Here is a 19,709-nt window from a genome sequence, read left to right as displayed (position 1 = left end):
TTAGATCGAGACGATCTCGATGGGTGCCGCGGGCAAGCTGTTCGATTTCCGGTTCCAGCCAGTCATCCAGGTGCTGCGTCAGCGCCGTGTCGGTGACATCGGGCCAAGGCGGGCCGAAGACTTTATATAAGATCCCCAGGCGTCCACGCAGGGTCTCAAACTCGGCATACCGTTTGGGGTTGGTAGTAACAGCAAAAAAGTCCAGCACGCCGCGCTCACGAATCGTGGACGCCACGGCGGCTTTTGTGTGTTCCGGTGTGGGTTTGACCGGGGTTGAGGATAATTCAATGGCTCCGAGGCGGTGCATGGAGCGCGCTGAAACTTTGCCGTCGACAAATTTTGCCTCGGTCTGTGTGGTGACCAGGGAGCCGGCAGCAAGTTCTGCGTGGTCTTGGTCCAGTTCGGCAGCGCTGCGGATGATTGCCCGGTTGCCGTGCAGGGTCAGCTGCGCGATGGCTAACCATTCACAGCCTTGTAAGGATGAATCCTTCGGCAGTGAAGCCGCCGTGCCCGAGGCCAAGAGATACTCGGCAGTCTGGCCGGTGGCTGTACCGCGTCGACGAGCAATTTGGGTGGGGTAGGCCAGTGCGGTGATCATGCCGATCTGCAATGGATCTCGGGAAGATTCCGTTGTCTCGGGTGGTAGCACTCGACGCAACCGGACGACGTCACTGGTCCACCGTTGGGGTCGTTCAGCCCGTAGACGACGTAGCAGGGCGGTGAGATCTGCGCCCGGGGCACGCTGATCCGAGGAGAGGGTTGCTACGGTTTCCGCGGCTAATTGTGCACCGGAAAATTCGGCGCCGTCGTACAGGGCGCGACCCAGCCGCGGATCCACCGGCAGATCAGCCAGTTTGCGTCCCAATGGGGTCACACGGTGCTGAACATCCAGGGCACCCAGTTGCGTGAGCGTGTCCACGGCTGTGGTGTATGCACGCTCCGGCAGGGGTTCGGGCAGCGCCATGCCAGCGCCGTCGGCGGCACCCCAACAGGCAAGATCCAATACCGCCTGGGTCAGATCGGTAGTGCGAATTTCAGCCGGCCGATGTGCTGGACGAGCCGCGAATTCGGCATCCGATACACACCGCACCACCAGACCGGGTGCTTGTCGCGCGGCACGGCCGCCACGTTGAACCATCGAGGATTTCGCGGCCCCAACCGTGACGAGCCCGGCCACCCCGCGAATGGTATCGAGCCGACTCTGCCGATCTAAACCGGCATCGACCACGATGCGAACCCCGGGCACCGTCAGGGCTGATTCGGCCACATTGGTCGCTAAGACAACCCTGCGCGGTTGTTGTTCGCGGCGCGGTTGTAAGATGCGGTCTTGTTCAGCTGCCGGAGTCGAGCCCAACAGTGGTAAAACCTCGACATCACGCAACTGCTGGGATAGCCGTTGAGCTACGCGATCGATCTCCCGAGCACCGGGTAAGAAAACCAAGACGTCACCATACGGCTCGCGTTTAACGGTGGAGACGACGGTATCGGCGATGTGGGTGATAAAGGTATCGGTGACTCCGCGGGCGTCGATGCCACGTTGGTTACCCGCCAGCGGCGCCCATTGTTCACGCAGGGGATAGGAGTTTGCTTCGACGCTCAAAATGTTTGCGGCAGTCTCGCCGTCGTCGGTCAACAGCCCTGCCCACAGCTTGGCATCCAGCGTCGCCGACATGACCACGATGTCCAGTGGTGCATCGCGTAATTGCCCCAGTTGTTGGACCATGGCAAACGTCAGATCGGTATCCAGATGGCGTTCGTGCACCTCATCCAACACGATGGCGGCAATCCCGGATGCTTCGGGGTCGCGGATGAGTCGACGCAACAACACACCGGTGGTCACAAACTCCACCACCGTAGCCTTCGAGATCTGTTGATCACCCCGCACAGCGTATCCGACCTCCGCACCAAGCCGGGTGCCGGTTAGCTGGGCCAAACGGCGGGCAGCAGCCCGGGCGGCCATCCGACGCGGTTGGGTAACCACGACTTTGCCGCTTCGTCCCTGGGAGGCTAAACGATTCGCCACGGTCGGCGGCACTATGGTGGTCTTCCCGGTCCCAGGAGGCGCCACCACCACGGTGCGCAGCGCGCTATCGCCAGCTAATAAGGGCCCGGTCAGGTCCGCTGCAGACAGCCCAGCACCAATAACCTCGAGATCAAAGCGTGCCACGGTACCGGAAGATTCATGTTTCATCGCTTCCACTCTATGACGTTGCCGACAAAACCGGACTCGTTTACCCCAGGTTTAGGATTCGTTGACCCACCAGTCCCTAACCGTCTACTAACCACTGTTAATCTCGACAACTATGTCCATCAGACCACCGGCTATCAAGGCAGATCCAGAACAACGGACCCCGGTTGTTCGCCATACAGCGCAACAGCATAAGCAAGCTCGCCGGGCACGTTCCAGAAAAAACTGGACGACCTTCTTACTTTTTGCCGGACCGAATATTGCCCTCATCCTGCTGTTCATTTACTACCCGCTAATCGCCAATATTCGCTACTCGCTGCTCAACTGGCGCCTTGGGTCCGATACGGCCACGTTTATCGGCCTGGAGAATTACACCCAGTTCTTTACCTCGGAGACCGGACTGGAAGTCTGGCGCGTCACGATTATCTTCACCGTGGCCACCGTGGTTGGATCAATGGTTCTGGGCCTGCTGCTAGCCGTGGTGTTGAACCGCAAACTGCCCGGTCGTACCGTCGTGCGCACCGCAGTGTTCTCACCCTATGTGCTCTCCGGTGTGGGGATCGGCTTAGTGTGGAGCTTCATTTTTGACCCCAATCTGGGGGTGCTCAGCCACGTATTTGCCTACTTCGGGCAAAATTCTCCCGAATGGTTCTTGGATCCAGATCTGGCCTTGTTGATGGTCATCATCGTCTACATCTGGAAGAACCTAGGGTACTGTGCCGTCATCTTTCTGGCCGGGTTGCAGTCCATTTCCAACGATCTGTTTGAAGCCGCAGCTATCGACCGTGCCGGCGCCGTCCGCACATTTTTCAAGGTCACCCTGCCACTGCTCAGTCCCACCATGTTCTTCATTCTGATCACCAGCATCCTGTCATCCATGCAAGCCTTCGACGTGCTGCGCATCATGACCCCAACCGGCAACGGTACCAACACCATCCTGTTTGAGGTCTACCTGCAGTCCTTCGGCGCCTACCAGCGTGCCGGCTACTCCGCGGCCATCTCCGTGGTGTTATTCGTCGTGTTGTTTCTGGTCACATTCATCCAGATCCGGTTCGTGGAGAAGAAGGTGCACTACGCATGAAACGCGCCCTGACCCCTCGCAACCTCGCCTCGGCCATCGCCTGCGGGTATCTGCCCATGCTGCTGGCCCTACTCATCGTCGTATTGCCGCTGTTGTGGATGGTGATCTCATCGTTCAAACCCGTAGCCGAAATCGTCACGACCACACCGACCTTCTTGCCGGAGGAACCAACGATCGAAAACTACGGCCAGGTCGCCGAGCGCGTACCTCTGGGCCAAGTGTTTTTGAACTCGATTCTCACCACCGCGGTCGGGTCATTTATCAAGGTCCTGCTGGCCATCACCACCGCCTATGCGCTGGTCTTCATTAACGTCCGGTTCAAAAACGTCATCTTTCTGGGCATCCTGGTCGCCCTGATGGTCCCACCGGAAGTCGCGATCCTACCCAATTACCTGACCATCTCGGCCTTAGGCGGGCGCAACACCCTGTGGGGCATCATCCTGCCCGGCCTGGGCACCGCCTTTGGCACGTTCTTGCTGCGTCAGCAATTCAAAACGGTGCCATACGCACTGGTTGAAGCCGCCGAACTCGACGGGGCCGGTCATTGGAAACGCCTCTGGACGGTGCTGGTCCCCGTAACCATGCCCACCATTGCCACCGTATCGCTGGTGACCATCGTCAATGAATGGAACAACTTCTTGTGGCCGCTAATCATCGTCGACTCGGCCGACAAAATGACCCTACCGGTCGGCTTGAACCTGCTGAACTCAATTGAATCATCCACCGGATCCTACGGCATCCTCATGGCCGGTGCTGTGTTAGTCATTATCCCAGTACTCATCATCTTCGCTGCCCTGCAGCGCTACATTGTGGCCGGCCTGACTCAGGGCGCGGTCAAATAACCACCGGAGAAACCACACCCCATCACCGAGAGGACACCCAAATATGTCAACCTTCTTCACCGGCCGCAAGCGGCTGGCCACCGGCGCGATCTTGGCTGCCTCCGCACTACTCTTTACCGCGTGCGGCCCATCGACCGGAAGCACCGCCGACGACGCCGAAGCAGCAGCCGCCGATATATCCGGGGTCGAACCAGCCGATTCGATCACCTTCTGGTCCAACCACCCTGGCGGCTCAATCGACATCGAACGCGATCTGATCGCAGCCTTCGAAGAAGAAACCGGTATCAGCGTTGAACTCGTCACCGCCGGCGCAAACTACGAAGAAGTTTCAGAACGCTTCCAAACCGCCCAGGCCTCCGGTGACGTCGGCGACGTCGTCGTATTATCTGATGCCACCTGGTTCACCAACTATCTCAACGGCTCGCTGGCACCCATCGACCCGTTATTTGAAGAAATCGGCGCCGACACGTCGACCTACCAGGACGCACTGTACGGCGACTACCTGTATGAGGGCTCCCACTACGGCGCCCCATACGCGCGTTCCACCCCGTTGTTCTACTACAACGCCGACCACTACGAAGCAGCCGGCCTGACGGACGCCCCAGAAACCTGGGAAGACGTCGAAGAATATTCCACCGCCCTTGCCGATGCTGACACGGGCGCCTCACCATTTGGTTTCCCACCCCAAGCCGAATACCCAGCCTGGACCATGTCCAACCTCATCTGGGCTAACGGTGGCGCCTGGTCCAACGACTGGGACTTCTCCGCCGTCTCATCCGATGAAACCGTCGAGGCCCTGGAATTCGCCCAGGACGCCGTGGATGAGGGCTGGGCCACCGTCGTATCCGGCGACCCGGGTACCGACTTCTCCGCGGGTGCTGTCAGTCAGGTTGTTGCCTCCACCGGTTCGCTATCGGGCATCCTGGAAACCGCTGACTTCGAAGTTGGTGTTGGCTTTTTGCCACTGGGTTCAACCGGTGACAACGCCGTGGTCCCAACCGGTGGTGCCGGGCTGAGCATCGCCGAAAAAGCCCCGGCCGAAAATAAAGTCGCTGCCGCAATGTTTATCGACTTCGTTACCAACGCAGAAAACACCGCCACCTTCTCCGAAGGCACCGGCTACTTGCCAGTGCGCACCGATGCTGACATGTCTGAGGTCTATGCCGACACCCCGGCCTTCGAAGTTGCCGTCAACCAGTTAGAAAACGCCCGCTCCCAGGACTTTGCCCGCGTCTTTTTGCCCGGCGGTGACCTCAACCTGTCCCAGACCCTGCAGAACATTCTGACCACCGAGGCCGATGTTGACGAAACCCTCACCGAGCTTCAAACCACGCTCCAGGGTCTCTATGACTCCGACCTAGCACCAGTGCTAGACAACTAACCCCGCAAAAACCATCACATCACGGCGGGGACAGCAACAGTTTCGTCCCCGCCGCTAGCCCCGCAAGGAGAACACTCCCAATGCGCGTCACCCTGTCAAACGTCGGCCTGTGCTATTCCGGTGCCACACGTAATGCGGTCCAAGACATCAACCTGGACATCAACGACGGCGAATTCCTCGTCCTCGTGGGCCCGTCCGGCTGCGGCAAATCCACCACCCTGCGCATGCTGGCCGGTCTGGAACTGCCCACCGAAGGCACCGTGGCATTTGATAACGACGACGTCACCACCGTGCCCGCCGCCGAACGCGACATCGCCATGGTGTTCCAAAACTACGCCCTCTATCCGCACATGACTGTTGCCGGCAACATGGAGTTCGCGCTCAAGAACGCCAAAATGCCCAAAGACGAACGCATCGCGCGCATCCAAAAAGCCGCCGAATTGTTGGACATCGACCAGTACTTGGACCGCAAACCCCGACAACTGTCCGGCGGTCAGCGCCAACGCGTAGCCATGGGTCGAGCCATCGTACGCAACCCGCAAGTCTTTCTCATGGACGAACCGTTATCCAACCTGGATGCCAAATTGCGTGTGCAAACCCGCGGCCAAATCCTCCAGCTGCAACGCAACCTGGGGGTCACCACCGTCTACGTCACCCACGACCAAACCGAAGCCATGACCATGGGCGACCGCGTCGTCGTCATGAATCAAGGCCGAATCGAACAGGTCGGCCGCCCCAAAGACCTCTATAATCGCCCCGAAACGCTCTTTGTTGCAAGCTTCATCGGCTCACCGACCATGAACCTGATGCCCGGCAGACTCGAGTCCAACGGCACCGGCCGATTCGTGCGCGTCGGTCGCAACCTCGTGCCCGTCCCGGCCGAGCTAGAGTTTTCCCACGACGACGTCGTCGTCGGTGTTCGACCAGAAGACCTCTTCGTGCCAGCAGAAGCCATCGTGGATCCCGACGGCGATACTGACCGGATCACCATGGATATCAAACTCGTGGAATCCGTGGGGTCCGATACCTATGTTTACGGTGCTGTCCACGGCGCACCCAATGGCACACAAATGGTCGCTCGGATTGGTAAAGACCAAGACCCAGTGGCCGGGGAACGTATCACACTGGTTGCCGACGCCCACAGAGTGCTTTTCTTCGATGCCAACACTGAACGCCTCGTCGGTACCGGTGCCTAACCCGCGCCAGGGGAGGGAGCCCTGGCAGTACCCCTGCTAGCGCAACTTCCCAACAGTTCCAGCAATGTGTTGAATTGGCCGAAGACAACAGGCCACCATTGCTCATGCAAAATAGTATTTAGCGGCGAACATCCCGATATTCGGTGGCTGCCCAATTGGCCAAGAGCTGCAGGCGTTCCGCAGAAGTGGAATCCGGCTCCGCCGCATAAATCGTCAGCGTGAGTCCGGGGTCTGCTGCCATGTGCATGCCTTCGTAGGCCAGCTCACCCACTAACGAGTGGTTGAAGGTTTTGGAACCGGTCCCGTGGTGCCGCACAAATTGGTGACTCCACCTGCTACAAAAATCTTCACTTCGTGTGCTCAACTCACCAGTCAAGTCATGCAGACTCTTATTATGTGGGTTGCGTCCAGCCTCCGTTCGCAAAATTGCCACAGTAATATCAGCGAAGGCTTCCCCATCCGAATAAAAAAATCGTGAGCACGGTCATCAAGAAAGCCTATAAAGCCTTCCTGCGTCGCATGGGCATCTCGTACATCATCGCCGGTGAAGAGCAGATCGATTACGAACTCATGCTGGAAAAGCTGCACTCACACGGGATCAAACGCCTCATGGTTGGTGGGGGAGGAACCATCAACTGGTCGTTTAGGCAGCAAGGTCTTGTGGTTGAAGTCAGTATGATCCTGGCACCTATTGCCAACGGCGATCCAGCAGCCGCCCGGTTCTTCACCGCCCGCGAGCCAAACACGACCCCTGAAGATAAGGCATATGATCTTGCCCATATGGAACACCTTGGCGATGGTGTGGTCTGGCTCAGGTATACACCCAAATCAGCATGAGGCATACTGGAAGATCAACCCAGACAGCGACTCCTGAAAAGGAACAATCCTGATGGCAGAGCCCAGGACTCTTTCAGTGATCGACATTCCCGAACACTGCGGCAACGCACCCCGGAAAGCAGTTGTTCGTGACTTTTTGATCGCCGTCTACGAGCGACGTGACAATGCAGTGGTAGAGATGCTCAGCGACACCCTCCACTGGGAGATTTTCGGCTCTACCCAGCTGACATCTAAGCAAGCAGTGCGTGAATGGCTAGCGCAACAACCCTCGATAATCGAACTGAAACTCCACACCGTAATTACTCACGGGACCGAATGCGCTGCCGACGGAGTCATCATCGCGGCGGCCGGCGATCGGAAGGTGTTCAATCACGTGCTACGGTTTAGCGGTCACACCAAGACCGCGAAAATCAAAGAAATTCGTAGTTACGTCATTGAACACGAAGATGGCTAAGATGGGCATTATCAAGCGCGCGCTCGGGACGGCCCGAGCGTTGTAAACCACATTGGGACGGCCCACAGAAAGGCCGTTTCCGTGTTTTTGCCAATATTGCGCGCTATCATCAGCCCCACCGTGGTACTGCAACTGCTCCTGGGATGGGGCGCTGTCCTGACGATGTTTCTGGCTAGCCCTATGCTAGACAGCCCGATTGCCACACCGATGCTTTTCGGGATACTGGCAGCAATCGTCGTCGTTATCGTTATCTGTGCGTTCGGAGTCGTGACCCATGCTGAGCATTTAGCACGCCGTCTGGGGGATCCTTATGGGACATTAGTGCTGACCTTATCGATCGTTATAATCGAGGTCATCTTGATTTCAGCAGTCATGCTCGGTCCTGGCGATTATCCAACCATTGCCAGAGACTCTGTCATGGCCGTATCAATGATTATTTTGAACTTAGTCATCGGTGTGGCACTCATTGTAGGAAGCAGCCGTCACAAGAATTTGCGACCCAATAGCGTTGGCGCATCGTCCTATGTGTCTATTCTGGTTGTGCTCCTAGCCGTTGCATTTGCCTTCCCACATTTTCTTGGCGATAACGGCGCCTATGTGCCCGGGGCAGCCACCGTTGTCGCTATCCTGACCCTGAGCATGTACGGATACTTCTTGTACCGTCAGATGGGACCACAGCGTGCCGATTTTCAAGACATCACGTTAAACGAAATTCCGTCGGCTCCAGCCAACCGGGTCGACACGAGCATCAGTCGAGTGCTGACACAGCACCGCGGTGAAATACTCTCCCGCAGCATCGTCTTGGTCCTGACCGTTCTTCCCATCGTGCTGCTGTCCCACGATATGGCAACCCTGCTCGACTTTGGACTGGATCGTGTTGGAGCCCCGGTCGCACTGTCGGGCATCTTGATTGCGGCGATCGTATTCCTACCGGAAACGCTTACCGCGATCCGTGCGGCCGCGTTTGGTGAAATGCAACGTGTCAGCAACCTCTGTCATGGAGCGCTGGTATCTACGGTAGGGCTAACGATTCCAGCCGTTTTGTTGAGCGGGCTATTCACCGGGCAAACTGTGATCCTGGCCGAAGAACCCGAAAACTTGCTATTGCTGGTGCTTACCATGGTGCTGACCATGATTGCAATGCTCGGTAAGAAAGTCACCGCACTACACGGTGCCGCTCATCTGATGACCTTCGTGCTGTATCTGCTTGTTATGTTTTCGTAAGAACTGTCATCTGGAGTCCGCAGGATTATGAATTTGCTGACGCAAAGTCCGACACCTTCAGCGGAGGATTGGAATATCACTCTTTTAGACTCTGTCTAAATTGTGTATTCCTACGAGCTGATACCATCGTCGTCGGAATACAAAACCTGATCTGATCCCGATAAAGGCTAGGAATCTTCGCTTGTCTCGTTTGCTTTTTGAACCCATCACCCTACGCGGCATGACAGCACGCAACCGGCTGTGGGTTCCGCCGATGTGCCAATACAGTGTCGAAGCCCAAGATGGCGTGGCTACCGACTGGCATATGGTTCACTTGGGTGGCCTAGCCCGTGGGGGAGCAGGTGCCGTCATTGTGGAAGCCACCGCCGTGACACCCGAAGGACGTATCTCCCCACAAGACCTTGGCCTGTGGAACGATGAACAACGCGATGCGTTGGCGCCAATGGTTGCTTTCATGCAATCACAAGGTGCCAAAGCCGGCATCCAGTTGGCCCACGCCGGACGCAAAGCCAGTACCTATCGCACCTTTGAGCCGGATCATTCCGGCACCGTGCCTGCATCTGACGGCGGATGGGAAACAGTCGGGCCATCTGCTGTAGCCTATCCGGAACTCGCCGTTCCCAAAGCCCTAGACCATACCGGTATCGAAGGGCTGGTCGCAGCGTTTCAGACCTCCGCACGCCGCGCCGTGGAGGCTGGATTTGATTTTATTGAGATCCACGGAGCCCACGGCTACCTGCTCCACCAATTCCTCTCGCCGCTGAGCAATACTCGTGACGACGACTACGGCGGCTCCTTGGCAAACCGGGCGCGCTTCTTGCTGCAGGTTGTCGACGCTATTCGCAATCAGATCCCGGAAGATATGCCACTGTTGGTGCGACTGTCTGCTGTGGACTGGGTCGATAACGGGCTGACGATTGACGACACCGTCCAGATCGTGCAGTGGTTGACCGAATACGGCGTCGATCTGATCGATGTGTCCTCCGGGGCCAACGTGCCCGCCACCATCCCAACCGGCCCCGGCTACCAAGTGAAATTTGCTGAAATCATCCGCCAGCGCACCGGCGTACCCACCGCTGCGGTCGGACTGATCACTCAACCTTTCCAAGCCGAGCACATCCTGGCCACCGACCAAGCCGACGTTGTGTTGGTCGGCCGTGAATCCTTACGTAATGCAAATTTCCCAATCCATGCCGCCCAGGTGTTGCGCCATAAGAACCCACCAACGCCGATCCAATATCACCGGGCATATCGCTAAGTCTCCCCGGCCACGGGGCCTTCTAGGGCACTTACCCGCCACGATCACCGCCAGGTCATCTCGCAGATCATCGCAACCCTGAGTTCTGCTTCGGCACAAAGTTGAGTGCTGCACAACGATCCTGCGCAGGTGCGGCTTCACCCCACTGTGACGTTCTTGCTCACAGCCAATTCCGAGGCCGAATTCGAAACGCTGCTTGTCCAAACCTAACGCGACGAAGCAGAACCTTCGGGGCCCAATGCAAGGAGAGAATCCTGCTGATCGGTGAGGTTACCGCACGATCTGGCATCAGCACTTGCATGCCGCGGCACTACGACTCCTTGGGATTGGTATCGGCTTCCACCCAAACCACCAACGGGTACCGAAGCTACTTAGCAGAAGACAGTCGTCAGCTCGGGATTTCGGGCTGATCTGGACAATGTGCTCAACGTGACCAACCGCAAGCGTCTCAACCTTGGGAAATGGGCAAACGTATTCATTACGATAAACATGGTTGGATAAATCATACAACCAGTGATGACCAGAGCATTGGCTCTATGAAGGAGTTCAGCATGAAAGCTTGGCATTTCCACGGAACCGGTAAACCATTCGAACGTGTTGACATCGACGAGCCCAAAGCCTCAGCGGGTAAGGTCGTCATCGATGTACAGGCCGCAGGTCTTTGCCACTCCGACGTCGGTATTCTCGAAGATGAAGGCTGGATGGGCCTGATGAAAGAGATGCCGGTCGTGCCAGGCCACGAAACCTCAGGTATTGTTTCCGAAGTTGGCGAAGGTGTGACCGACTGGAAAGTAGGTGACAAGGTCGCCGTCTGGCCAATGATCGGCCCATTTGGTTACGGCGTCAACGGTGGTTGGGAAGCCAAAGCTGAAGTCGACCCTGATCAGCTGGTCGCCATGCCGGAAGGCATTTCCTTTGAACAAGCCGCGGCAGCCACCGACGCCGGCATGACTTCCGCCGGAGCTGTACTCGGCAAGGGCCGTGTCAAAGCCGGTATGAAAGTCGGCATTATTGGCTTCGGCGGACTTGGCCAGATCGGTGCCCGCTTGGCGCACCTGGAAGGCGCCGAAGTTTACGTCGCCGAAATTAAAGAAGACGTCTGGGAGCAAGCCAAAGCCGGCGGTGCGGTCAAGGTTGCTAAGACGATTAGTGAATTCAAAGACGATGAACTCGATGTCATTATCGACTTCGCCGGGTTCGGCACCACCACCAACGAAGCCGTCCAGACCGTGAAATTCCAGGGCCGTGTTGTGCTGGTCGGGATGGGCAAGCTCGAAGCTACCATCGATACCAATGCGCTGATTCTCGGCCAGGTCGAACTGGTGGGCTCCAACGGTGGTTCCAAAAACGACATCGCATCCGTGATGAAATGGATTGCTTCCGGTGATCTGGAACCAACCCTGAGCATTATTGATTTTGAAGAAATCGCTGACGGCGTTGATCGCCTCAAACGCGGTGAAGTGACCGGCCGACTGGTTGCCAAAGTCGCAGAATAATTCCTCACCGACGCGCTGAGCGCCCCTGCCGCTATCACATGGCATAGGGGCGCTCAGTGCTTTGTGTGGCAATCCAAAAAAGAACCGACCTATTTGCGCTGTAAACGAGTTGCCTGCAACAGTGTTCAGCATTGTTCCGGTAAACCCAATCTTTTAGGATGGAAATCACCTGTTGTAGGCCAGGGAGTTGCATTCTGCTTTCAGGAGAGACCATGCGCATTGCAATCGTGGGTGGCGGAATATCAGGCAGGGCAATCGAACAAGCGGTCATCAATCGGGGTGCCACGCCGCAACTGTTTTCACGATCTACCGGATTTGATGTGCTCCATGATGATGCGACCCGGCGGTTGGCAGGATTCGACGCGATCATTGAAGCCACTGGGACGTTTACTACGAGCAAGAAAACAGCCACGGAATTCTTTACACGTTCGACACGGGCGTTAGCGGCTGCGGCACGCAATAATGGGGCCCGCCATATTTTGCTGTCCATCGTCAACTGTGAACACCCAGACGTTCAAGGATACGGATACTTTGCTGGCAAAGCGGCACAGGAAAGCGTGGCACGCATCGAGAGCGAGAATGTATCCATTATCCGCACAACGCAGTGGTTCGAATTTGCTGAACAAAACCTTGCAAGACTTAAAGTCGGACCGGTTTCCTTTATCCCGCAGATGACCATTCAGCCGGTTGCTTTGGCTGCTGCCGCTGAAGTTATTGTGGACTTTGCCGTGGGACAGCGCAAAGACAGTACGGCCGATTTTGCTGGCCCCGAGGTCATGACCCTGTGGGAGTTGACCCAGCAGCTACCCCATACGCGTCGACTGACGATACCTTTGCCGCTTCCTGGACGCTTCGGCCGAGCCTTCCGTCAAGGAGTTTGCCTCCCTGGACCTGATGCAGAAGTGATCGGACCGAAGCTTCGTCAGTGGCTCACCGCCAGACCCGCACAGCACGGTTGAGCCAATTTGACGCCTATCTTGGAATCACCTGGGATCTTGTTAGAGAGTGACGGCGTCGGCGGCCTCAGCAATGTTGGGATATTTGAACTGATATCCGGCATCGTCCAATACTTCGGAGCGTGCTCGCGTACTGCCCATCAACATGCCCGGCTCCATGCGGATGATATTCATCCCAATGCTGAGCACTGTGGCAGGAACCGGGAAGCTGCGTGTTCCTAGGCCGGGTGCCAAGGCGGTGATTACTTCTGATAATCGCGTTTGTTGGGGCGCAACGGCCACCACGACATTGGGTGGGCGCTTCATGGTCAACAAGTGCTCAACGATGCCAACCCAGTCGTCTTCGTGGACCCAGGGCAGAAACCCATCGATGTTGGGTCGAGTTTTCGACATTGCCATGGCGGCCAGACCCATGACAATTTCAGTCTGTGGTCCCAGTACGACCCCTGACCGCACGATGATCGCGCCTTCGGGCGCGGCAGCTTCCCAGTCAGCGACCAGCTGGCCCATCCCATCGGGGCCATCTTTTGCTGCGGTGGGGGAGGTTTCTTCTGTGAACTCTACGGTGGATTGCGGATCCCACAGCGGTACAGCGCTACCCTGAATCCACCGGTGCAGTTTACCGCCCTGATGTTCTGCGGTCCTGACCGCATTGCGTAAGGTTTCTGTTGGCGGGATACGTGAGGCCGCCAAGGCATCGACTTCTTTAGCAGTGAATTTTGCCCCGATCCGCCGACCGACCAGGTTGATGATATTAAATCCGGCATCATCCATGAGCTGTTCATGCAGCGGTACCAGATCATCTTGGCCCCAGCGGGTCTGGGGATAAGCCGTGCCGGTTTTTGGATTGCGCGACAGCACCATGACGCGTTTGCCGGCTGCGAGCATCCGTGTAGCAAGACGCGATCCCAGATACCCTGAACCCCCGGCAATAATATTCAACGGCTGGGATGCATCTGCTGTTCCGGCCATTTTGAACATGCGTGCTCCCACAGCACCCAAATCGCCGGCTAATGGGTCAGCTAAGGCTGCCCCCAAGGGGGCCGCGAAAGGGCCCACGACTTCTGTGTGACGGGTCAGCATCGTGCCGCCGTCGTCGGTGGAGTGAACCATCCACCGTTGTTGAGTATGACCGCCCGGTTGATCCTGGCGCCAGGAGATTTCCTGATTTTCGCGGGCCGTTATGATTGTGGCTGGAGGTGCGGTGACCGCGTGGACGAAACCACGAATCAGGGCCTTGGGCACGACCTTGACGGTATCACCGGTTTGCAGCCGGTTGCCAGCCATGTTCACCGGCGTGAATTTTTGTAGCTGGTCGTCAAACTGTAGCCACGCACTGGGAGCCGCCAGAAGACCCCAGACCGTTTCGGTCGGCAGTGCAAGGTAAATACTTTGTGTCCTCGAGAAACCCATGTGACCATCGTAAACCGGTTAAAACATAAGGTTGGCAACAACTCACCAGATGAGCCGTTGCCAACCAAGAGTCAGGCGTATATGACCTTATTTTGAGGCGACCGTTTCCCGCATTTGTTCGAATTCGGCTTCGACTTCTGGGGCGGGCTTTTTCGTCAACAATGACACAATGGCCGCAACCAGGAAGTGGGCGATGACGCCCGGGACAATCTCGTAAAGATCAATGGCTTCCTTAATGGCCGGCACGGTTCCCCAAACGTAGGACACCACGGCGCCAGCGATCATACCTGCCAGAGCCCCCATGCCGGTAACGCGCTTCCAATACAACGCCATCAAAATCATTGGACCGAATGCGGCACCGAACCCGGCCCATGCAAAACCAACGAGATCCAACACCGTGGATTCTGGGTCCTGGGCAATGATAATCGCGATGACGGTGATGACAACCACGGCCAGACGGCCCAGCCACAACTGCTGTTTCTCACGCGGGTTCTGCTTGAACAATCCATAGATATCTTCGACCAGTGCCGAGGCCGAGACCAGCAGCTGGGATGACATCGTTGACATGATCGCAGCTAACACGGCGGCCAGGACCAGTCCGGCAATAAATGGGTGGAACAGAATCTGCGACAGCAACAGGAACACCGTTTCGGGGTTGTCTAGTGGTTCGCCTGCATCGTGGAACCAGGCCACACCAATTAGACCGGTCAGCACGGCTCCACCCATGCACAGGATGACCCAGCCGGTCCCGATGCGACGAGCAGTTTTCACTGCAGCATGGCTTCGGATAGCAAAGAAGCGGGCCAGAATATGTGGCTGACCGAAGTATCCCAGACCCCACGCTAGACCAGAAATAATCACCAGCATTGAGGCAGTAGAGAACCCGCCACCGGTGAAGGACAAGTGCTCCATACCAGCTTGGATATCGGCCTCATCAATTAAGCTCACGACGCGGCCGGGTCCACCCAGCTGGACAGTGGTGATGATTGGCACGGAGATTAACGCTGCCATCATCAATAAACCCTGCGCCACGTCAGTCAATGACGCTCCAAGGAAACCACCAAAGGCCGTGTAGGTCAGAGTCACCCCACCGACCACTAGGACGCCGGTCATATAGTTCCAGCCAAAAGCGGATTCAAAGAATGCACCAGAGGCAACCATCATCGAGGCAACATAGAAAACGAAGAAGACCAGAATAATGATTGCCGACACGGAACGTAGCAGGCGAGTTCGATCTCGGAAACGCAACTCAAAGAACGCGGGCATGGTGATCGAGTCACGGGTGATCTCGGAATAGACGCGCAATCTTGGAGCGACAATCATCCAGTTTAACCACGTGCCCAGAGTCAGGCCGATGGCGATCCAAGCTTCAATCAACCCGGTGGCATATAACGCACCGGGCAGACCCATCAACAGCCAGCCGGACATATCGGAGGCACCTGCTGAAAGGGCGGCTACACGAGGAGACAGATCCCGTCCAGCCAATAAAAAGTCGCGCCCGGTCTTGGTTCGGCGATAGGCATAGTAGCCGATGATCAGCATCCCAATCAGGTACACAACGATGGCAGCCAATTGATAGGCGTGTTCTTCACTCATAGCAAACATTATTCGCCACTGAAACTAAATCGCCAAATCATTTCGGGCTCGCCATAGACGTTCACCGCGCTTGCCACCGGAAGGTAATCGAAGAAAACCCTGGTCAAACCCTGGGTTATAGCTTGGAATAGCCGCGGAACGACTCGAGACGACGATTGTTGCTATCTCCTGATAATCGGGCAGCGTATGCTATGTCACAACCCAAGTTTGGACGCCACCGACAGGAGTCTTATGCAAACCACATCGCATCAAACTTCCGATATCGCACCGTGGCAACTGGATGAACAAGCAATCCAGCAGGTCCACACCTGGTTGTTGCGGGCAGCTAATATGAAACCGGATGCTTCGGCACAGCAACTTGCCGGAGTGCTCAAAGACCCCAACGGCCTGGGATTCACCGTGGGTTTTGTCGACCGCGTTATACGACCCGAAGACAATATCGCCGCTGCACACGCCCTGGCAAATATTGCCGAACACGTCCCGGGTTTTCTGCCCTGGTATCTGCAGACCGCGGTCAAAATCGGCGGTAGACTCGCCCGCTTCGCGCCCAATGCGATCGTCCCCACAGCACAGGCAGCACTTCGGTCCCTGGTTGGACACCTGGTCATTGACGCCCGAGATCCGCACCTGGGTAAGGCAATTCAGCGGTTGCGCACCGAAGGTATACGACTCAATATCAACCTGCTCGGGGAAGCCATTCTGGGGCAGAATGAGGCCGAAAATCGTGTGGCAGCCACGCTGGCATTGATTCAACGTCACGACGTCGACTACGTTTCGATCAAAGTCTCTGCCACAGTGGCACCGCACAATCACTGGGCTTATAACGAAGCCGTTGACAACATCGTTGAGCAGTTGCGACCGCTCTACCGTGCAGCAATGAACGCTGACCCTGTCACGTTCATCAACCTCGACATGGAAGAGTATAAAGACCTCGAATTGACCCTCGACGTGTATCGACGACTCATTTCGGAACCCGAGTTCAAACACTTTTTATCCGGTATCGTATTGCAGGCGTATCTGCCGGATTCCTACCAAGCGATGGTGGAACTCCAAGAGTTCGCCACTCAACGGGTCGCCGCTGGGGGAGCACCTATTAAAGTCCGTGTGGTTAAAGGTGCAAACCTGCCGATGGAAAAGGTCCAGGCGGCCATGCATCACTGGCCCCAAACTGTGTGGCCGACCAAACAGGATACGGACACCAATTACAAGCGGATATTCAATTACGCGCTGACCCCGGAACGTCTGGGCAATGTTCGTCTTGGTGTTGCCGGACATAACCTCTTTGATATTGCCCTGGCTTATCTGTTGATGCAGCACCGCGGTATAGCGGTGAACGGGCCCGTGGATTTTGAAATGCTGTTGGGTATGGCAACCGCTCAAGCCGAAGCCGTACGTGCCGACGTCGGCCGCCTGCTGTTATATACCCCGGTGGTCCATCCTGACGAATTCGATGTAGCAATCTCATATCTGGTGCGACGTTTAGAAGAGGGCGCCTCCCCAGAGAACTTCATGTCGGCGGTCTTTGAGCTCGACGATCCTGAACTATTCAACCGCGAAGCAGAACGCTTCCGCGCCTCACTGGCACAGTTGGAAACCGAAGCGACGCTGGTTCCGCAACCACGCAGACAACAAGACCGTGGAACAGAAACCTTTGAAAAAACCTCGCCAACCGAGTTCGCTAACGCGGCTGACACTGATCCTGACTTATCGCAAAACCGCGCCTGGAGCCGGGCCATACTACGCCGCATGGCCGATTCTAAACTTGGCGAAGACCTGGTCTCCTCGCACCAGATCACCGACCAGAAGCACCTTGATGAGGTGATCGACTCAACAATCAAAGCCGGAGAAATTTGGCGCACTCTACCTGCAAAAACGCGAAGTCAGGTGCTGATTCGCATCGGCGACCACCTGGCAGCCAACCGGAGTCGACTCATTGAAGTCATGGGCTCAGAAACTGGCAAAACCATTGACCAGGCTGATCCCGAAGTATCCGAAGGCATCGACTTTGCCCGCTACTATGGCCAGCAGTGTCTGGAACTAGACAATATCGCAGGCGCAACACCGCATCCTGTGGGCCTGACCGTGGTGACTCCACCATGGAACTTTCCAACAGCAATCCCCACCGGCTCCATGACGTCGGCACTGGCCACCGGGTCACCGGTCATTATCAAACCGGCACCACAAGCCCAGCGCACCGCCGCCGTCATTGTCCAAGCCATCTGGGATGCCTTTGACGAATTCGATCTGCCACACGAGATCCTCACATTTGTCATCGCGGAAGAAAATTCGCTTGGTTCGAATTTGGTCTCCGACCGGCGCGTTGAGCGCGTCATTCTAACCGGGGGATACGAAACCGCCAAGCTATTTACCGACCTGCGCCCAGATATGCCGCTATTTGGTGAAACATCCGGCAAAAATGCGATCATCGTCACCCCGTCAGCTGACCTGGATCTTGCAGTAACCGACGTCGTGAACTCCGCTTTCGGACACGCCGGACAAAAATGTTCGGCCGCTTCCCTGGTGATCCTGGTGGGACAAACGGCTCGCAGTCAACGGTTCCACAGGCAACTTTTAGACGCCGTGAACTCTCTGGTGGTCGACTACCCAACCAACCCGCAAGCCCAAATGGGGCCGGTTATTGAACCACCCGGAGAAAAACTCACCCGTGGGCTGACCATATTGGAACCTGGGCAGCGCTGGCACCTGCGCCCTGAATTACTCGATGATTCCGGGCAATTGTATTCGCCCGGGGTCCGCTCCGGGATCCAGCCGGGATCCGAATATCATATGACCGAGTACTTTGGTCCTGTGCTGGGAGTCATGTCAGCCCAAACCCTCGAAGAAGCCATCGAGTATGTCAATGCGGTGCCGTATGGGCTCACCTCGGGTATTCATTCCCTGGACCCTGAAGAAATCGCCCTGTGGACCGAACAGGTTGCAGCCGGCAATCTGTATATCAACCGCGGCATCACCGGTGCGATTGTTCGACGCCAACCATTTGGCGGGTGGAAACGGTCAGCAATCGGCCCCGGTGCTAAGGCCGGGGGACCCAACTACCTGGTGGGCCTGACAGATTGGACCGATGCCGCCGACACCATACCGGTGGTCCAAGATGACCTCGCCGACCAACTCGACAACACCGTGAGTCGTGTACTTGAACCGGAAGATGTCCGGTGGTTGACCCGGGCCATTGCTTATGACGCCACAGCGGTAGAAGCCTATATCGGCCAGCGAGATATTTCGGATCTGCAAGTCGAAATCAACGTGCTGCGTTACCGTCCGGTACCGGTCACCATACGTGTCACCGACACCAGCTCCACGACCCTGGCCCAAGCGATCCGGGTCGGTTATGCGGGGATACGCGCTCAGCGTGCGGTTGCCACCGGTCAGGGGACCGGTTGTCTACCAATGAACATGTTGTCGCTACCCGCCGATACCCCTGCAACTATTGCCAAAGCCTTCAATGCCACAAATATGCGGGTGGTATTTGAAGATACAACCTCGTGGTTAGATCGCGCCCGTCGGCTAGCGCAATCAGACCCCGCGAAAGGCTCGCAGCGAATTCGTCTCATCGGTGACGACGAGACCGACGCCACGATCCAAGCTGTAGCACAGACCCCAGAGATCGCCGTGTATCGTCAACCGGTCACCTCCGCGGGCCGATTAGAAATGCTGCCATTTCTTCGGGAACAGGCCGTGACCATGACAGCCCACCGTTTCGGCACGATCAACGACCTGGCACAGCGAGCCCTCGGCGATATCCACTTCGGCTAGCGCCTATCAAACC

At 56.8% G+C, this 19,709-nt stretch carries 15 protein-coding genes; 11 read left to right on the top strand and 4 right to left on the bottom strand.

Translation table 11 applies throughout. The features are described 5' to 3' along the window. Positions 1 to 2,191 (bottom strand): helicase-related protein (locus K8V32_RS02835; RefSeq protein WP_303902573.1); only part of this gene is annotated, 2,191 nt, incomplete at its 3' end. A gap of 112 nt (positions 2,192 to 2,303) precedes the next feature. Between K8V32_RS02835 and K8V32_RS02830 the strand changes: the two genes are divergently transcribed. From K8V32_RS02830 to K8V32_RS02815, 4 genes are all read left to right on the top strand, one after another. After that, entirely contained in the window at positions 2,304 to 3,269 is a 966-nt protein-coding gene (locus K8V32_RS02830; RefSeq protein WP_303902570.1) for a carbohydrate ABC transporter permease, read from the top strand. Continuing rightward, entirely contained in the window at positions 3,266 to 4,111 is an 846-nt protein-coding gene (locus tag K8V32_RS02825) for a carbohydrate ABC transporter permease (RefSeq protein WP_303902567.1), read from the top strand. Before K8V32_RS02830 ends, K8V32_RS02825 begins: the two co-directional genes overlap by 4 nt. Before the next feature lie 43 nt (positions 4,112 to 4,154). Further along, entirely contained in the window at positions 4,155 to 5,492 is a 1,338-nt protein-coding gene (locus K8V32_RS02820; protein ID WP_303902564.1) for an ABC transporter substrate-binding protein, read from the top strand. Positions 5,493 to 5,572: 80 nt separating this feature from the next. Continuing rightward, a complete protein-coding gene (locus tag K8V32_RS02815) occupies positions 5,573 to 6,688 on the top strand; it encodes an ABC transporter ATP-binding protein (protein WP_303902561.1) in 1,116 nt (371 codons plus the stop codon). A gap of 118 nt (positions 6,689 to 6,806) precedes the next feature. Here K8V32_RS02815 and K8V32_RS02810 read toward each other — a convergent pair whose 3' ends face one another. After that, positions 6,807 to 7,121 carry an MmyB family transcriptional regulator gene (locus K8V32_RS02810; RefSeq protein ID WP_303902558.1) on the bottom strand — a complete coding sequence of 105 codons (315 nt, stop codon included), beginning with the start codon at positions 7,119 to 7,121 and terminating at the stop codon, positions 6,807 to 6,809. Positions 7,122 to 7,162: 41 nt separating this feature from the next. Here K8V32_RS02810 and K8V32_RS02805 point away from each other — a divergent pair, with 41 nt between their 5' ends. The 6 genes from K8V32_RS02805 (at position 7,163) to K8V32_RS02775 (ending at position 12,916) form a co-directional block, all read left to right on the top strand. Further along, positions 7,163 to 7,525 carry a dihydrofolate reductase family protein gene (locus tag K8V32_RS02805; protein WP_303902555.1) on the top strand — a complete coding sequence of 121 codons (363 nt, stop codon included), beginning with the start codon at positions 7,163 to 7,165 and terminating at the stop codon, positions 7,523 to 7,525. 52 nt (positions 7,526 to 7,577) lie between these two features. After that, positions 7,578 to 7,979 (top strand): nuclear transport factor 2-like protein, encoded by a 402-nt coding sequence (locus tag K8V32_RS02800; RefSeq protein WP_303902552.1) that lies wholly within the window; start codon positions 7,578 to 7,580, stop codon positions 7,977 to 7,979. Positions 7,980 to 8,060: 81 nt separating this feature from the next. Next, positions 8,061 to 9,203 (top strand): calcium:cation antiporter, encoded by a 1,143-nt coding sequence (locus K8V32_RS02795; protein WP_303902548.1) that lies wholly within the window; start codon positions 8,061 to 8,063, stop codon positions 9,201 to 9,203. A gap of 181 nt (positions 9,204 to 9,384) precedes the next feature. After that, the gene (locus K8V32_RS02790; RefSeq protein WP_303902545.1) at positions 9,385 to 10,461 is read left to right on the top strand and encodes an NADH:flavin oxidoreductase/NADH oxidase; all 1,077 of its coding nucleotides are present in this window, start codon (positions 9,385 to 9,387) and stop codon (positions 10,459 to 10,461) included. A gap of 551 nt (positions 10,462 to 11,012) precedes the next feature. Further along, complete coding sequence (locus K8V32_RS02780; RefSeq protein ID WP_303902539.1) at positions 11,013 to 11,957, top strand: zinc-binding dehydrogenase; 945 nt, start codon at positions 11,013 to 11,015, stop codon at positions 11,955 to 11,957. Positions 11,958 to 12,169: 212 nt separating this feature from the next. Next, a complete protein-coding gene (locus K8V32_RS02775) occupies positions 12,170 to 12,916 on the top strand; it encodes an SDR family oxidoreductase (protein WP_303902536.1) in 747 nt (248 codons plus the stop codon). Between the two features lie 39 nt (positions 12,917 to 12,955). Here K8V32_RS02775 and K8V32_RS02770 read toward each other — a convergent pair whose 3' ends face one another. Then, on the bottom strand, positions 12,956 to 14,326 hold the full coding sequence (locus K8V32_RS02770; RefSeq protein WP_303902533.1) for a DUF1731 domain-containing protein: 1,371 nt from the start codon (positions 14,324 to 14,326) through the stop codon (positions 12,956 to 12,958). 87 nt (positions 14,327 to 14,413) lie between these two features. Continuing rightward, entirely contained in the window at positions 14,414 to 15,922 is a 1,509-nt protein-coding gene (putP, locus tag K8V32_RS02765) for a sodium/proline symporter PutP (RefSeq protein ID WP_303902530.1), read from the bottom strand. 231 nt (positions 15,923 to 16,153) lie between these two features. Here putP and K8V32_RS02760 point away from each other — a divergent pair, with 231 nt between their 5' ends. Next, entirely contained in the window at positions 16,154 to 19,696 is a 3,543-nt protein-coding gene (locus K8V32_RS02760) for a bifunctional proline dehydrogenase/L-glutamate gamma-semialdehyde dehydrogenase (protein WP_303902527.1), read from the top strand. Positions 19,697 to 19,709: the final 13 nt, after the last annotated feature.

It is taken from the genome of Enteractinococcus helveticum, assembly GCF_020742345.1.
GTDB classification, from domain to species: domain Bacteria; phylum Actinomycetota; class Actinomycetes; order Actinomycetales; family Micrococcaceae; genus Yaniella; species Yaniella helvetica_A.
The sequence above is the reverse complement of the archived record's forward strand: the minus strand, read 5'-3'. Positions and strand labels throughout refer to the sequence as shown.

Bases quoted from the DNA above. Each gene is read 5' to 3' on its own strand.
- K8V32_RS02815 (WP_303902561.1), top strand. From the start codon at position 5,573: ATGCGCGTCACCCTGTCAAACGTCGGCCTGTGCTATTCCGGTGCCACA.
- K8V32_RS02780 (WP_303902539.1), top strand. From the start codon at position 11,013: ATGAAAGCTTGGCATTTCCACGGAACCGGTAAACCATTCGAACGTGTT.
- putP (WP_303902530.1), bottom strand. From the start codon at position 15,922: ATGAGTGAAGAACACGCCTATCAATTGGCTGCCATCGTTGTGTACCTG.
- K8V32_RS02775 (WP_303902536.1), top strand. From the start codon at position 12,170: ATGCGCATTGCAATCGTGGGTGGCGGAATATCAGGCAGGGCAATCGAA.
- K8V32_RS02825 (WP_303902567.1), top strand. From the start codon at position 3,266: ATGAAACGCGCCCTGACCCCTCGCAACCTCGCCTCGGCCATCGCCTGC.
- K8V32_RS02760 (WP_303902527.1), top strand. From the start codon at position 16,154: ATGCAAACCACATCGCATCAAACTTCCGATATCGCACCGTGGCAACTG.
- K8V32_RS02830 (WP_303902570.1), top strand. From the start codon at position 2,304: ATGTCCATCAGACCACCGGCTATCAAGGCAGATCCAGAACAACGGACC.
- K8V32_RS02770 (WP_303902533.1), bottom strand. From the start codon at position 14,326: ATGGGTTTCTCGAGGACACAAAGTATTTACCTTGCACTGCCGACCGAA.
- K8V32_RS02800 (WP_303902552.1), top strand. From the start codon at position 7,578: ATGGCAGAGCCCAGGACTCTTTCAGTGATCGACATTCCCGAACACTGC.
- K8V32_RS02820 (WP_303902564.1), top strand. From the start codon at position 4,155: ATGTCAACCTTCTTCACCGGCCGCAAGCGGCTGGCCACCGGCGCGATC.